The organism is Streptomyces sp. NPDC096105 (assembly GCF_044763335.1).
Lineage (GTDB): Bacteria > Actinomycetota > Actinomycetes > Streptomycetales > Streptomycetaceae > Streptomyces.
The window spans coordinates 36,846-50,689 of sequence record NZ_JBIWGC010000018.1 but is presented as its reverse complement, the minus strand read 5'-3'; the positions used below and the strand labels follow the sequence as shown (position 1 = coordinate 50,689).

Sequence of the window (13,844 nt, the reverse complement as noted above, 5' to 3'; positions counted from 1 at the left end):
GCCGGCACAGGGGGCCACGGAACGGGGGATCGCGACTTCGGAGGAGAGCCCCTGTTCGGTCCCGGCTCACAGTTCCACACGCTCTTCAACGACCCGCGTTGGGCGTTGGCCATGATTCGGGCAACCGTGCTCGAAGCCGCGCACCCGCAGATCGGTGCCGCCCTGATCGAGAACTCCACCTTCGTCGTCCATCCCTGGCGGAGACTGAGCAACACCTTCATGAGCCTGCGGCGGATGTTCGGTGCCGACGACCACGTACGGCAGAGGGAGGCGACCCGGCTCAACCGTATGCACGCACGGCTGCACGGCACCGACGCACGGGACCGGCCTTACGACGCGATGGACCCGGGTGTGCGTGCCTGGGTGGTGGCGACCATGTTCGAAAGCGCCGTCACCATGTGCCGGCTCAGCGGACAGCCCCTTGAGCAGAGGACCATGGAGCAGCTGTACGCCGAGTTCCAGGCCTTCCTGGCCGCGATGGGGGATGAAGCCGGCCATCTGCCGCTCACTCTGGACGAGTTCTGGCCCTACTACGACCGGGTGGTCGCTGAGGAGCTGGAGAACACCGAGGCGATGCGGATCATCCTCTACAAGCTCTTCGACCACCTCCCCGCACCACCCGTACTGAACGGCTTTCCCGCCCTGTGGGCGACCGGCCGGGCCGTCGCCGGCCCGGTCATCGGAGCGATCACCGTGGCGTCCCTGCCGGAGCCGTTCCGGCGGCGAGCCGGTCTGCCCGAGATCGCGGGGGTGCAGACCCTGATGCAGGGTGTGTACCTGGCGGCCGGTCTGGCCCGGTTCCTGCCCGAAGGGTGGATCCAGGCCGAAAGCATCGCCGAACTGCTGTCACTCTCCCCCGACAGCGACGATCCCCGCGCGAGGACGATCGCCGCCCTGCGTGATCGGATGAAGCGGGCCGGCGCCCTTATTCGCCTCATCGCCCCACTGCCCCCGGAACCGGAGCCCGCCGCGACCACCACGACGCAGCGTGGTGCGGAGGAGTTCTTCACGGACGTCCTCGACCAGACCGGGGACGGATACCTGGACTGGCCCGACCTCGCCGCCATGGCCCGCGAGCTTTCCAGTCGGCTCGACCTGGACGAGCCCGAGGAGACCCGGCTCTACAACGCCTACGCGGACTGGTGGCGGGAACTGCAGGCGGCCCTCGACGCCGACGGCGACGGCCGCATCAGCGCCCACGAGTACGCCTCCGCCGTCCCGTCGCTCGCCGGTCCCGCACTGATCAGGGTCGCCGAAGTCCTCTTCGACGTGACTGACAAGAACGGTGACCAGAGCATCGACGCGGACGAGTACCGGTCCCTGTTCCGGACCGCGTTCCACCGTGACACCACTGGGACCGGTGAGACATACAGCCGCAGCGCGTTCATCAACGACTTCCTGTCCTTCATGTCCGCACGCCGGCGCACCACCCCCTACGATCCCCTCCTCGCCGAAGCATGACCGCCCGGACAGGCAACCAGCCGGAGACGGCGCCTCCTGGCACGAGCACGGCCGCTGGCACAGCGGTCGTGCCCTACGACCGGCCTTCCTGTGAAGGCGGTTGCGCAAGGTGCCGCTTTCCGCGGTCAGGTGAGCTTCTGAAGTCCTGCGACGGCGTACCGGGCGGAGGGAACAGGAACCCTTCGAAGGTGTCCAGCACGAGCATCACGCCCAGGAGCACCCGGGGACGAACAGCGTCAGGACCGCCGGGGCATCTCCTGGTGGCGCTGCCAGGACGGGTCAAAGAGACAGGCCCTGACCGACTGCCCCTTCGACCGGCTCTCCGGCGGCGAGCGCCGGCGCGTCCTCATCGCGCGCCCTCGCCCAGGGGGCGTCTGAAAAGCCCCTCAGTGGACTGGTCTTGCGAGGCGACGCACCAGGAGCATGGCCATGGCGAGGTAGACGGCGTTCTCCGGGCAGACGCGCAGGTACTCGTAGTCCTTGACAGGCGGCGGCACCGTCCCAGCCAGGCGAACGTCCGCTCCACCACCCAACGACGCGGGACCACCGCGAACCGGGGCACTGCCGGCGGCGGCGTCCCCACCCGGGCCCAGGTCGACCGGAAACCGCCGTCACGGTGCCAGAGGGTGCGGCAAGGAGGGCGGTGGCCGCCGGGTGGCAGGGGGCCAGCACCACCCCCGTCCGGGCAGCCAGCTGGATGGTCCGCGGCGCCGGCCCTCCGTAGCGTTCCGGCCATGGAGATCACGAAGAGTGCGCGGTGGGGACGGTCCGGACGGTGGCGTGCGGGGCTGGCCGTGGCCGGGGTCGCCGCAATCGGGACCGCATCGCTTCTCGGGCCGGGCACCACGGCCGAGGCCATGGGCTCCGGCGGCGGGGACGCGCGGTCGCGGCTGCAGCGGGACGCGGACGCGGTACGGGACGCGGGAGCCACCGGGCTGACGGTGCTCGTCCGGGACGCGGCCGGGCGCGAGACGCAGGCCCGGTCCGGCACCGCGAGCCTGAAGGACGGGGGCCGGGTGCCCTTCGACGCCTACTACCGCATCGGCAGCGACACCAAGACCTTCACGGCCGTGGCCGCGCTCCAGCTGGTCGGCGAGGGCACGCTGGGCCTGGACGACACCGTCGAGCAGTGGCTGCCCGGGGTGGTCGCCGGCAACGGCAACGACGGCAGCCGCATCACCCTGCGCAACCTGCTCCAGCACACCAGCGGCCTGGCCAATTACACGGACATCGCCTTCGAGGACCCGGCGGAGCTGACGCCCGAGCGCTTCCACGCACAGCGGTTCCGCTCGCAGACCCCCGAGGAACAGGTCGCCGTGGCGATGGAGCGCGCCCCCGGCTGGCTGCCGGACGCGGACGATCCGGGCGCCGAGACGCAGTGGGCGTACTCCAACACCAACTACGTGCTGCTCGGGATGGTCATCGAGAAGGCCACCGGCAACCCCTGGGCGCAGGAGGTGCACGACCGGATCATCGAGCCGCTGGGGCTGCGCCGCACGCTGATACCGGACACCTCGCCGTACGTGCCGATGCCGACGGCCACCGGGTACACGCAGTTCCCCGGCCGGGACGACCTCACCGACACCACGCTGGCCGTGGGCGGCGGCGCGGACGGCGGCATCATCAGCACCACCCGCGACATGAACACCTTCCTGCGCGCCCTGATGGGCGGCCGGCTGCTGCCGCCGGAGCAGCTGGAGCAGATGCGCACCACCGTCCCGGCGCCCGGCTACGCCACCGACGGCAGGACCCGCTACGGGCTCGGCCTCGCCTGGCGCCCGGCCGAGGGCTGCGGGGGCGGGATCTGGTACCACGGCGGCACGTCCTTCGGCACCGCCTCCGAGACCGCCGTCACGCCCGACGGCCGGGTGTCGGCCGCGGCCGCTGTCTTCACCACGCGCTTCGGTGACGAGAAGCGCTTCCTCGAGCAGGCGGAGGCCGCGGTCCGCCTGCTGGACCGGGCGGTGTGCGGCGACCGGAAAAACGGGTGACCAGGGGCGCGCACCCGCAGAAGACACCGCTTGATTTCTTCGACAGGAGTCGCGTACTGCGGCGCGGAGGGCGGTCAGGACCCGTATCCCGCCGGCGGCGAGGGTGTCGACGAGCCGGGAGACGGTCGGGTCGGAGGCGACCGGCCCGAACACGGCCGGCTCGGCCCGCAGCATCGCGACATCGGCCAGGCGGTCCCCGCCCAGCGCCACCGCGAGCGCCACATCCAGCAGCACCTTGCCCGGATCGTGCGCTGCCCGGGCCTTGCGCCACGGCGCGAACGCCGCCGAGAGCGCCTGGTGCAGGCCGGTCTTGCGGACCGTCTCCACCAGCAGCACGGCCTCGGCCTGCGAGACTGCCCCACGACCGCCGCCCCCGACGCGGACACGCGGGTAGCACAGGACCCTCAGCAAGTCCCGTCGTTGCAGGTCAGAGACACTTCCCGCTTTTTTGATCACCCCTCGGACAGCCCGCTTGGTGAAAGCGCGAGGTTAGCGCACGATCTGACATGGATGTTCCTCCATCCCCTGGATTCCCGTGGGTTCGGGGAAACCGGAGGTCCTTCAGCGCGAACCCATGGGTCCATCGGTGTGCGTCAGGCCGATGGACCCGTGGGTTCGGGTGAAACGCGAGGGTGCTGAGGGATCCGAAAGGTCTCGGCGGTGACGTCGCCTGGATGTCCTCGGTCATTGCGACCGCCTGCCGAACTGCCGGTTGTGTACCCAGGGCCGGCATACCGGTCCGGGGCCAGGACGGCGCGTGCCGTGTCCGGGTCCGGCCTCCGGGCCAACGCCGCCGTCCTCAGCCGGGTGGCGCCGTTGTCGGACAGCCGCAGCCCGTAGGCGATCAGCCCGTCCCGGTCGAGTGGCACCGCGAGGTCGGCGGCCCGTCCCGGTGCCGAGGCCGAGCGCCAGGTCAGGTCTGGTCCGCGGCGCGCAGGGCCCGCGCCAGCCATTCCAGCTCCTCGGTCGCGTCGGGCGACGAATCCTGCCCGCGCACACGGGCGACGAGCCTGCGGTAGTGCTCTGCTCCTGCCTCGATCCCGGCCTCCAGGCTGCGCAGCACGGCGGCCCGATCGGCGTCACCGAACAGCTCGGACAACACCTCGGCCGCTGCCGGCCCCTCGGGAGCGACCCCGCTTTTTCTGACCTCCGCGACGGTCCGCACGATCTGTCTGGCCCACCAGATGGACGCCCCGGGGGGACGGCCCTGCCCCGGTACGGGCGTGTTGAGCTCCGTCCATGTACGCAACCGGGCGCGGAACCCGGGGTCCCGCACCAATTCGGCCAGGTCGATCCAGGCGTCGACCTGCTCAGGTGTGGGATCGTCGGGCAATTCGATGCTGTAGGCGCGCATGCGGTCGCGCAGGCGCGGGTCGTCGAGGCCGCCGAACACCTCCTCCTTGAACTCGTCGATGATCTGCTTGCGCTCGGTGGCGGAAAGCCGCGCCAACCGGTTCATCAGTGCTGTCTCCTCAACGGTCGAACCCCGTTTCGCCACGGTGGACAGGACGGCCCGGCTCACCCTGAGGGAGCGGATCTGCGCGTCGAGCGCGGCCACATGCGCGTCGGCGACCCCGGCGACCGTGGTGCGGCCGCTCAGGACGCGGCACACGTCATCGAGACCGAGGCCCAGCTCCCGCAGGGTGCGGACCAGCTCGACGCGGGCCACGGACTCGGCGTCGTACAACCGGTAGCCGCCCGCGGAACGGCCCACAGGCGGCACCGCCCCCTCGTCCGACCAGAAGCGCAGGGTACGCACCGGAAGTCCGGTGCGGTGCGCGAGCCGGCCAATGGTGAGCACGTCGGGGCGTTCGTCGTCCATGAGTAAGATCCTGAACCCTCCGGCGGCTGGAGACTCAAGCGCCTCAGTGCGACATCCCGTGAGTTCTCCAGAACTCTGCCGAGTTTCCTCACCACCGCCGGCGTCGACAGCATGCGCCTCCCTGCCTTCGACCGGACTGCAGACTGATCGGATCGGACGAGAGAGCTTCAGGAATCCCGAAGTCACATCACTGACCGGCCGCTCACGCGAACGAGAGAGAAGCTCCAGGCCAGCGGTTCCGGGCCCTGGCAAGAACCACGGGAACCCGCGGGATGTCGCCCAACCGATGCCAACACGTGAAACGCTTCCGACATCGAACATCCCCACCACAGGAGCCGCGAATGTCCAGGACCGCCGACATCGATCTCGCGTTCGCCCGTGCCGTCACCGTTGACGCCGTGGTGCGAGCTCTGGGCGGTGAGGGGTGGTCGCTGCAGGAACCGCTTGGTCTCTCCTACATGGTCAACAACGACGACCTGTTCGACTGGCAGTCGGCTTCAACCGATCAGGCAGCTGAGGTCCTGACCGTGGTGGACTCACCGGACAACATCGACCACCACGTCGGCGTCTGCATCTATCACTCGACTGCGGAAACCGGTGGCCAGCTACTTTTTCACGCTGGCCGATCACGCTGTTCCTTCATCCCGACGATCGACCGGCGAAGGCTCTCTGGAGCACCAGCCCTGACTGACATGGCGTGGTATCTGAACGCACTGGTACCGCCCCTGCTCGCCATGGGGCTGGCCAGCTACGAAGCGAGAGACCTTGTCGACTGAGACTCCTTCGTCAGCAGCTCGGTTGACATGCGGGCAGCACGCGTACTCGGGTCGATCCTCGCTGCCTGCCCAGCCGGTGTCCCTCACGGCTACGTGCTCACGGGAATTAGACGTCATCTCATTTAGCGAGTCTGCGGTAGCAGATGAGGGTGCAGGCGATGCTCGTGAAAGCGAGGAAGTGCTCGGCCTTGCGCTCGTAGCGGCGGTGGAGGCGGCGGCAGCCGGCGAGCCAGGCCATGGTGCGTTCGATCGTCCACCGGTGCCGCCCCAGCCGCTGCGAGGTCTTGATGCCCTTGCGGGCGATGCGGTGCCGGATGCCCCGCCGGGACAGCCATTGCCGCAGGTGGCGGTAGTCGTAGCCCTTGTCCGCGTGGAGCTTGCCGGGCCTGCGCCGACGGGGGCCGCAGCGGGACCGGATCGGCGGTATGCCCTTCACCAGCGGGAGCAGGGCCTGGCTGTCGTGGACGTTGGCGCCGGAGATTCCGACGGACAGGGGCAGACCCGTCCGCTCGGTGATCAGATGGATCTTCGACCCATACTTTCCCCGATCGACAGGATTCGGACCCGTCAGGTCCCCCTTTTTAGGGCCCGCATGTTCACCGAGTCGATCGCGCACCTCGACCAGTCCAGCTCGCCGCGGGCTCCAAGTTCGTCCAGGACCAGGCGGTGCAGTTTGGCCCAGACCCGGGCCTTGGTCCACTCGGTGGACCGGCGGTGCGCCGTCGCCCCGGACGGACCGAACGAGGCCGCCGGCAGCTGCTGCCAGGTGCAGCCGGAGGTCGCGACGAACACGATCGCCGCCAGCACCTCACGGTCGCCGTGCCGGCGCCGACCGCCGCCCTGAGGCCGCGCCGGCGCCTCCGGCACCACCCGCTGGAACAGCTCCCACAGCTCATCCGGCACCAGCCGCTCAACAATCCCCACGCCGTGCTCCGCCTACGGCTTGCTAGAACACACGGTCTCAGTCCAGATCACCTGGAGGTCACGGCAGACAATGGTGAGTGTGCCGTCCCAGCAGGCGATCTCGTGACTGCAGCCGTCCCTGCACGGCAGGATCTCGTCGAGAATCACAGCCCCGAGGTCCGCTCCTCGGTCCTCGTCGGCGGAATCGATGATGAAGCTGGACACCCCTGCGTAGCGGATCAGCAGGTCTTGGTCGTGCTTCCAGCAGTTGTGCTGGAACTCGACCTCCATCTCCTCACCGCCGGCACCCCGGACCGCCCGAAGCGTCAGGTCCTTCACACATTGCCTGCTGCGGAAGTCGTAGTGATCCGTATCAGTGGCGAAGGACCGGGCACCCGGCGGCAGATCACCACAGATTGAGGGCAGCTGCTTCAGGTAGCGAGAGGGGTCCAACACCCCTGACAGGTCGCCGACCTGCGCATCGAGATTGACGTACTCCATCAGCCTGGCTCCCTCATGGCTTCCTACTGGCCGACGAATCGTCGCACAGACTCACCAAATGAGATGACGTCTTACTGAGTTTTTCGTTAGTTCTGTGGGTGCAGGGGCTTCGGCAGTGCGAGCCTGATGGTGTGTCTTCCAAGCCGCAGGATGCTGTCGCTGATGTCTCCGTTCTGCCGTTGACGCGGCCGCAGTTGGCCGAGGCCCGTCGCATGCGCGCGGCCGAGTTGTTCGAGCAGAGACGTCCTTCGTCCGAGGTTGCCCGGGCAGTGGGGATGCATCCCGAGAGTGTGCGCCGGTGGAAACGCCTGTGGGAGCAGGGCGGGGCTCAGGCATTGCGGCGGTGTCCGGCCACCGGTCGGCCGCCCAAGCTGGATGACGCCCAGGTCGAAGCGGTGCGGACTGCGCTGGAGCGGGGCGCCCGGGCGCACGGGTTCGAGGCGGATCTGTGGACGCTGGAGCGGGTCGGCGTGGTGGTTGAGCGGGTGACCGGGGTGACGTTGGCCCGGGCCTCGGTATGGCGCCTGCTGACCGGGCGGCTGGGGTGGAGTCTGCAGCGGCCCCGGCGCCAGGCCGTCGAGCGGGACAAATCCGAGATCGCCCGATGGGTCGCCCAGGAGTGGCCGCGCATCAAAAAGGGGCGGTGAAGAAACGTGCCTGGATCGTGTTCTTCGACGAATCGGGCGTGTCGCTGCTGCCCGAGGTGCGTCGCACCTACGCACCCCGCGGCCGCACCCCTACTCTGCGGCACCGGCTGAACTGGAAACGAGCCTCGATGGCCGCCGCGCTGGGCTACCACGCCGCCGACTGCGACCGCGGCCCGCGGCTGTGTTTCCACCTCAAGCCGGGCGGCTACGACACCGCTTCCCTGATCGAGGTGCTGGAACAGATCAAGACCTTCTACGCCGGTGAGTCGGTGGTGTTGGTATGGGACGGACTGTCCGCCCACTGGAGTCGGGGCATGCGGGCCTGGGTGGCCGAGCAGGACTGGCTCACCCTCGAGCGGCTGCCGGCCTATGCACCCGAACTCAACCCGGTCGAACTGCTGTGGTCGGCCATCAAGACCCGCGAGCTCGCCAACCTCGCCGGCGACCACCTCGCCGATGTCGCTGACGCAGCCGAACGCGGCATCCACCGAGTCTGCTCCAGCGAGCAACTCCCGTGGTCCTTCCTCACCCACACCGGCCTGACCATTCATCCCCAAACACCACAGAACTAACGAAAAACTCAGTAAGCCAGAGCCATTTCTGGTTCTGGCACGACTTCCGTGAAGCGGTCACGATCACTGACCTTCGAAGCATGGTGCCGACAGGGCTGACGACCCGTGATTCCTGGGGTATGCCGAGTACATGAGGTAGGCCCATGGCGGTGGCCTGACCGACGAACGGCAGGCCTTCTGCGAGAAGTCACGGATGGAGGCGGCCGAGCGGTTCCGGCAGGGCGAGGAAAACGCGGACATCGCGCACGACCTGCGGGTCAGCGTCCGGTCGGTGCAGCGCTGGCGCAGAGCCTGGTCGCAGGGTGGGCCGAAGGCCCGGCCAGCCCTTCACCCGCTGGTCGATCCGCAAAATCGCCGCCTGGCTGCTGCTCCGTGGGCGACGACCGGCTGTGGGGCGTCGACCGACGGCGCAAGGGCACCGCCAACACCCTGGCCGTGCTCAAGTCGATCCACATCGTCCTGGACAAGCTCTCCGCCCACACCGGCGCGGACATCCGCCGCTGGGCGAAGAAGAACAAGGCCGAGCTGTGCTTCACCCCGACCTACGCTTCCTGGGCCAATCCGATCGAGGCCCATCTCGGCCCGCTGCGGCAGTTCACCCTGGCCGACTCCCACCACCGCAGCCACCCCGCGCAAACCCAGGCACCGCACCGCTACCCGCGCTGGCACGATACCGACGCCCGCCACCCCGACGTACTCGCCGCCCAACGCGAGGAACGCGCCCTCGTCCGCGGCGAGAAGGGCATCCGCTGGGGCGGACGCCCTTCAACACCGCAGTCCGGCCAACCGCGAACCGCAGCCCCGAGCGCCGGAAGGGCAAGTTCAGGGGAAGGACAGCGACAGAAGGACGGCTCAGGAGGCGGACGGTTCGATCTCCCCCGCAAAGACGATGACCTGGTCGATGAGGCTCCGCCGCAGATGGACGACGTCCGTTCCCGCCAGGCGGGGACCTCCATCCGGCGTGGTGAAGACCCACTGGTACCGGGCCCACTCGTCCGGCATGTCCACCGCCGAGCAGCGCACCATCGTGCCGGTTCCCGCCGGGTGGCGCCGGATGTCCAGCACGAACCGCTCGACCGCCGCGATTCCTTCGCTGCGACCCAACGGCCCCCAGAAGACCACGTCTGAGGTCAGAGCCTGGGAGAGCAGGGCGGTCACATAGCTGTCGTCCGGGGCGTTGAACGCGGAGATGAACGTGTCGATCGCGGAGCGTGCAATTTCTTCCTGCATGCCCCAGTAATACCAGTCGTTGCGCGTGCGCTCGTCCCGCGAGCCGCCTTCCGATCACGGTGAACCATTCCGGTCACAGCACCAGCGAGTCGGTCGGCGGACCGACCCCGTCAGCCCAGCGCCGCCACCGCCGTGCGGGGCCGGGCCCGGCATGCACACCTCCACCTCCGAGCAGCACGGCCAACCTTCCTCCGACATCCGGTCGAAGGTGTCGCCGGCAAGTCGGCCCGGGACGGTGAGGAAGTGCCGCCGGTCCGGTCCCAGCGATCCGGGGCGTCGGGGCGTGGGGCGTACAGGGCCCGGCCGCCGGCGCCGAACTGCCCAGCTCGGTGGAGAGCGCGACACCGGTGTCGGCCGCGATCGACGCTTCCCCATGCCCATATCAACGAGCGATCAAGCCGACAGTCACATGATCAACCCCCTTCTGTCAGGGCCAGTCATACCCCCGCGCCCTCCCCTCCCTCCGGCAGTGCCAGCCGGGCCGTCACCTCGTCGGCGAAGCGGGCGAGGAGGCGGAGAAGGCCGTCGCGGTCCTGCCGGGGCCAGTCGGCGAGGACCTCGGCGAACCAGCCGAGCAGCGAGGCGACATAGCGGTGGGCGGCCTCGTTGCCCGCCTCCGTGGGCTCGATGAGGCCGGCACGGCGGTCGCGGGGGCCGGCGATGCGCCGCACGAGGCGGCGCTTCTCCAGGACTTGGACCTGGCGGATGACGTGCGGGCCCACGACCTGCATGCGGTCGGCGATCTCCCCGATACGCAGAGGTTCCCCGGCCGCGAGCAGGGACACCAGCACCCCCACGGCGGGACGGTCCAGGGACGGTCCAGGGACGGACCGGCCGCCTCCGCGGCTCGTGGCGGCGATGCGGGCGTCCGAAGACCTCTTCTCCGACATCGTGAGCCAGATCCACATGCCCGCCTGGTCCCACGGGCGGGTCGCGCTGGCGGGCGACGCGGCGCACGCGACGTCCTTCCTCTCCGGGCAGGGGTCGAGCGTCGCGCTCGTCGGCGCCTGCGTCCTGGCCGGCGAGCTCGCCTCACACGCGGACCACGCCGAGGCCTTCACGGCGTACGAGCGCCGGATGCGCCCCTTCGCGGAGCGCAACCAGGCGCTGGCCGCCGGCGGCGGCACAATCGTCACACCGACGACGCGTGCCCAGGTGAACGCCCGCAACGCGCTGCTCCGCGACCCGGAAGCGATGGCGAAGGAACTGGCGACGGCAGAGGCCGAGACCCGACGGGCGGCACACTCCTCCCGGACGCTGCCGGAGTACGCGACGGCGCTCTGAGCCCTCCTCTCCCCCGCCCCGGTCCGCCGGACAGGCCCTTGGTGAGACTGATCTGATTTCGGGCCGTCCATCGGCGTGGTACAGCCGTACGGGAAGCCCCCGGTGTCCCGTCGGCGGTGCGCAGGACCGCAGCCGGCCGTCCGGTGGGGTGGGTGGGCCGGCACGGCCCGGCCGTGCGGCGTCAGCAGTGCCTCGAGGGAGTCCGGCGTGCCCGCTACGGCCTCCGGCCCCGCGCGCGTGCCGTCCAGCACGCCCTCGGTGCTGTCGTACGGCCGCCGGACCACCTCGGCCGACGTGCCGTGGAGAAGGCGGCCAGGTCAGCGCCGCGTGGATGACGCCCGCCTTCGACGAGCCAGATGACGGAGGTCGAGCGTCGGGCCCTGGACGCGGGGTACTGGGGATTCGTTGCCCACGTTCACTTCCCGGGCAGGGGCAGGTGGAGGCCCGCATGAGGCTGGAGATGTTCGATCCCGCGCCGATCGGTGTGGTGTTCACCCGGGGGCCGGAGCACCGACTCGCGTACACCAACGCCGTCTACCGGAAGACCTTCGGTGACCGTCCGCTGGGCCGGCCCCTCCGGCGCACCTTTCCCGACCTCGCGCAGTCCGGCTATTTCGACATCTTCGACCGGGTCCTCGCCACCGGCGAGGCCGAGGTGCTCACGGCCGTTCCCATCGACCTCGATTTCGCGGACTCACCACGGAAGGGAACACGCTACTTCACGTTCAGCGTCTCCCGCGCGACGGTGAGTGACGGAAGTCGTGGCGTACTGGGCGTGGTCGTGGAAACGACTGAGCAGGTGACCGCCGCACGGCGGATCCGTGTCCTGTCCGAGGAGCGACGCCGCGCACTGCTGCGCTACCGCAGCCTGGTGCGCGCCGGGTCCGAGATGGTGTGGGTGACGGGCCCGGAAGGAGGTGTGACCGAGCCGAGCCCGGGCTGGCAGCGGGTCACCGGGCAGAGCTGGGAGGAGTTCCGCGGCGACGGATGGATCGACGCGGTCCATCCCGACGACCGCGCCGCCGTCATCGAGCGGTGGAGCCGCGCCCTGCGGGAGGTGCAGCCGCGCTTCACCCACGCCTACCGGTTGCGGCTGGCCACGGGCGGCTACCGGCACTTCGCCGTCGACGCCGCGCCGGTCCGCGACGGGGACACGGTGATCGAGTGGATAGGCACGTGCCGGGACGTCGAGCAGGAGTGGCAGGATGCCCGCCGGGAGAAGCTGCTGGCCCGGGCGACCGCCGTGACGGCGGACACCGCCCGGCCGGACGAGATGCTTGCCGCCCTCACCGCGGTGATCGTGCCCGAGCTCGCCGACAGCTGTACCTCCTACCTTCTCCCACAGGCCCTGCACCGCACTCCGGGGACCGCCCTGACCGCCGAACGCGTCGCCGCCGTGACCCGCCAGGGCCCTCCCGTCCCGCCCCCGCACGACGCCGAGCATCTGGGCCCGGACAGCGCCCTCGTCCGCGCCGCCGACCGGCGCCGCCCGGTCCACGCCGTCTTCCCGCCCGGCTCACCGCCGCCCGATATCGCCCTGCCCGGCGCCGAACCCTGGCTGGCGCCCGACGCCAACAGCGTCGTCCTGCTTCCGGTCGTCGTCGACGGCACCACCGCCGCCCTGGTCGTCGCCTGCGTCAACGGAGACCGCCCACCCCTCGGCCAGTCGGAGATCAGTCTGCTGCAGACGCTCCTGGAACGGGCCCACACCCCCTTGAGCAACGCCCTGGAGTACCAGCGAACCCGGCAGGTGGCGTTCGCCCTCCAGCACAGCCTGCTCACCGAGCCGCCGGACGTCCCCGGCCTCGGCATCGCCGTCCGCTACCGGCCCAGCAGCTCGGCCGCCGAAGTCGGCGGCGACTGGTACGACTCCTTCGTGCTGCGCGACGGCGCCACCGTCCTCACCGTCGGTGACGTCGCAGGCCACGACCTGCCCGCCGCGGTCACCATGAGCCAGTTGCGCAACATGCTGCGCGGACTCGCCCTCGACCGTGAGGAACCCACCGGCGAGATCCTGCGGCGTCTGGACGCATCCATACAGACCCTGTACCTCGAGTGCACCGCCACCTGCGTCCTGGCGCGGATCGAACGACCGGCGCCAGGCCGCTTGCAGCTCCACTACTCCGTGGCAGGACACCCCCCGCCGCTGCTCGTCGAGGCGGACGGCACCGCACACTTCCTGGACGAGGGCCGCTCCCCCATGCTCGGCCTGCTCCCCGACCCCCGCCACAGCACCGCCGTCCACCCCCTGCCCCCCGGTTCCACGCTGCTGCTGTACACCGACGGGCTGGTCGAACGCCGGAAGGAAGACCTCACCGACGGACTGGACCGGCTGCGCCGCCACGCGTCAACCGCGGCCCGACGCCCACTGGAATCCTTCTGCGACGAGTTGCTCGCCGGGATGCTGACCGCCGACAACGACGACGACACGGCGCTGGTGGCCCTGCGCCTGTCCGTGCCGTAGCACCCCGCCCGCCCCCCGCCACGAGCAAGGGCGAGCGACGGCGCCGCTTCCTCCCCCGCCTCGGTCGTGGTCACGGCAGTGGACGCGGCCGCGGAGGCTGCCAGGGCCTCGATCAGCTCCTCCCGCGCGATCACCCGCCGGTCCAGCTCGGCCTCCGCGGCCTCCAGCACCTCAGCCGACCGCGCGGCTTCCT

The 13,844-nt window shown here is 70.1% G+C and carries 10 protein-coding genes and 7 pseudogenes; 9 read left to right on the top strand and 8 right to left on the bottom strand.

What is annotated here, in order from left to right:
- Positions 1-111 precede the first annotated feature (111 nt).
- The gene (locus ACIQ8B_RS24865) at positions 112-1,461 is read left to right on the top strand and encodes an oxygenase MpaB family protein (RefSeq protein WP_403549732.1); all 1,350 of its coding nucleotides are present in this window, start codon (positions 112-114) and stop codon (positions 1,459-1,461) included.
- Between the two features lie 386 nt (positions 1,462-1,847).
- Here the strand turns inward: ACIQ8B_RS24865 and ACIQ8B_RS24860 are convergent.
- A pseudogene (locus ACIQ8B_RS24860) lies at positions 1,848-2,014 on the bottom strand (transposase); the annotation flags it as partial.
- A 181-nt stretch (positions 2,015-2,195) separates the two neighbouring features.
- On the opposite strand from ACIQ8B_RS24860, the pseudogene ACIQ8B_RS24855 reads away from it, so the two are divergent.
- Positions 2,196-3,341: pseudogene (locus ACIQ8B_RS24855) on the top strand (serine hydrolase domain-containing protein); the annotation flags it as partial.
- Here the strand turns inward: ACIQ8B_RS24855 and ACIQ8B_RS24850 are convergent.
- The 3 genes and pseudogenes from ACIQ8B_RS24850 to ACIQ8B_RS24840 all read right to left on the bottom strand — a co-directional run.
- Positions 3,270-3,863 (bottom strand): annotated as a pseudogene (locus tag ACIQ8B_RS24850) (transposase); the annotation flags it as partial. The pseudogenes ACIQ8B_RS24855 and ACIQ8B_RS24850 sit on opposite strands and share 72 nt — an antisense overlap.
- Positions 3,864-4,136: 273 nt before the next feature.
- A pseudogene (locus tag ACIQ8B_RS24845) lies at positions 4,137-4,364 on the bottom strand (hypothetical protein); the annotation flags it as partial.
- Position 4,365: 1 nt separating this feature from the next.
- Positions 4,366-5,274 (bottom strand): MerR family transcriptional regulator, encoded by a 909-nt coding sequence (locus tag ACIQ8B_RS24840; RefSeq protein WP_403549730.1) that lies wholly within the window; start codon positions 5,272-5,274, stop codon positions 4,366-4,368.
- 341 nt (positions 5,275-5,615) lie between these two features.
- On the opposite strand from ACIQ8B_RS24840, the gene ACIQ8B_RS24835 reads away from it, so the two are divergent.
- On the top strand, positions 5,616-6,050 hold the full coding sequence (locus ACIQ8B_RS24835; protein WP_403549728.1) for a hypothetical protein: 435 nt from the start codon (positions 5,616-5,618) through the stop codon (positions 6,048-6,050).
- A gap of 118 nt (positions 6,051-6,168) precedes the next feature.
- Here ACIQ8B_RS24835 and ACIQ8B_RS24830 read toward each other — a convergent pair.
- Together ACIQ8B_RS24830 and ACIQ8B_RS24825 are read right to left on the bottom strand one after the other, a co-directional pair.
- Positions 6,169-6,968 (bottom strand): IS5 family transposase gene (locus ACIQ8B_RS24830; protein ID WP_403549849.1). Its coding sequence is split into 2 segments (ribosomal slippage): positions 6,169-6,629 and positions 6,629-6,968, totalling 801 coding nucleotides; the frame shifts between segments, so codons are not numbered across the junction.
- An 18-nt stretch (positions 6,969-6,986) separates the two neighbouring features.
- Positions 6,987-7,454, bottom strand: a complete 468-nt coding sequence (locus tag ACIQ8B_RS24825) for a hypothetical protein (protein ID WP_403549726.1) — start codon at positions 7,452-7,454, stop codon at positions 6,987-6,989.
- Between the two features lie 131 nt (positions 7,455-7,585).
- On the opposite strand from ACIQ8B_RS24825, the gene ACIQ8B_RS24820 reads away from it, so the two are divergent.
- From ACIQ8B_RS24820 to ACIQ8B_RS24805, 4 genes and pseudogenes are all read left to right on the top strand, one after another.
- Positions 7,586-8,101 (top strand): winged helix-turn-helix domain-containing protein, encoded by a 516-nt coding sequence (locus ACIQ8B_RS24820; RefSeq protein ID WP_403549724.1) that lies wholly within the window; start codon positions 7,586-7,588, stop codon positions 8,099-8,101.
- Positions 8,098-8,673, top strand: coding sequence for a transposase (locus ACIQ8B_RS24815; RefSeq protein ID WP_403549722.1), 576 nt, complete (start codon positions 8,098-8,100; stop codon positions 8,671-8,673). Before ACIQ8B_RS24820 ends, ACIQ8B_RS24815 begins: the two co-directional genes overlap by 4 nt.
- A 193-nt stretch (positions 8,674-8,866) precedes the next feature.
- A pseudogene (locus tag ACIQ8B_RS24810) lies at positions 8,867-8,926 on the top strand (transposase); the annotation flags it as partial.
- A 107-nt stretch (positions 8,927-9,033) separates the two neighbouring features.
- Positions 9,034-9,444: pseudogene (locus tag ACIQ8B_RS24805) on the top strand (transposase); the annotation flags it as partial.
- Between the two features lie 81 nt (positions 9,445-9,525).
- Here ACIQ8B_RS24805 and ACIQ8B_RS24800 read toward each other — a convergent pair.
- Together ACIQ8B_RS24800 and ACIQ8B_RS24795 are read right to left on the bottom strand one after the other, a co-directional pair.
- Complete coding sequence (locus ACIQ8B_RS24800; protein WP_403549720.1) at positions 9,526-9,903, bottom strand: nuclear transport factor 2 family protein; 378 nt, start codon at positions 9,901-9,903, stop codon at positions 9,526-9,528.
- Between the two features lie 437 nt (positions 9,904-10,340).
- Positions 10,341-10,700: a MarR family winged helix-turn-helix transcriptional regulator gene (locus ACIQ8B_RS24795; protein ID WP_403549718.1), complete on the bottom strand. Its 360-nt coding sequence runs from the start codon at positions 10,698-10,700 to the stop codon at positions 10,341-10,343.
- 43 nt (positions 10,701-10,743) lie between these two features.
- On the opposite strand from ACIQ8B_RS24795, the pseudogene ACIQ8B_RS24790 reads away from it, so the two are divergent.
- Positions 10,744-11,187, top strand: a pseudogene (locus ACIQ8B_RS24790) (FAD-dependent monooxygenase); the annotation flags it as partial.
- Between the two features lie 448 nt (positions 11,188-11,635).
- Positions 11,636-13,651 (top strand): SpoIIE family protein phosphatase, encoded by a 2,016-nt coding sequence (locus tag ACIQ8B_RS24785; protein ID WP_403549716.1) that lies wholly within the window; start codon positions 11,636-11,638, stop codon positions 13,649-13,651.
- The last annotated feature ends 193 nt before the right edge of the window (positions 13,652-13,844 follow it).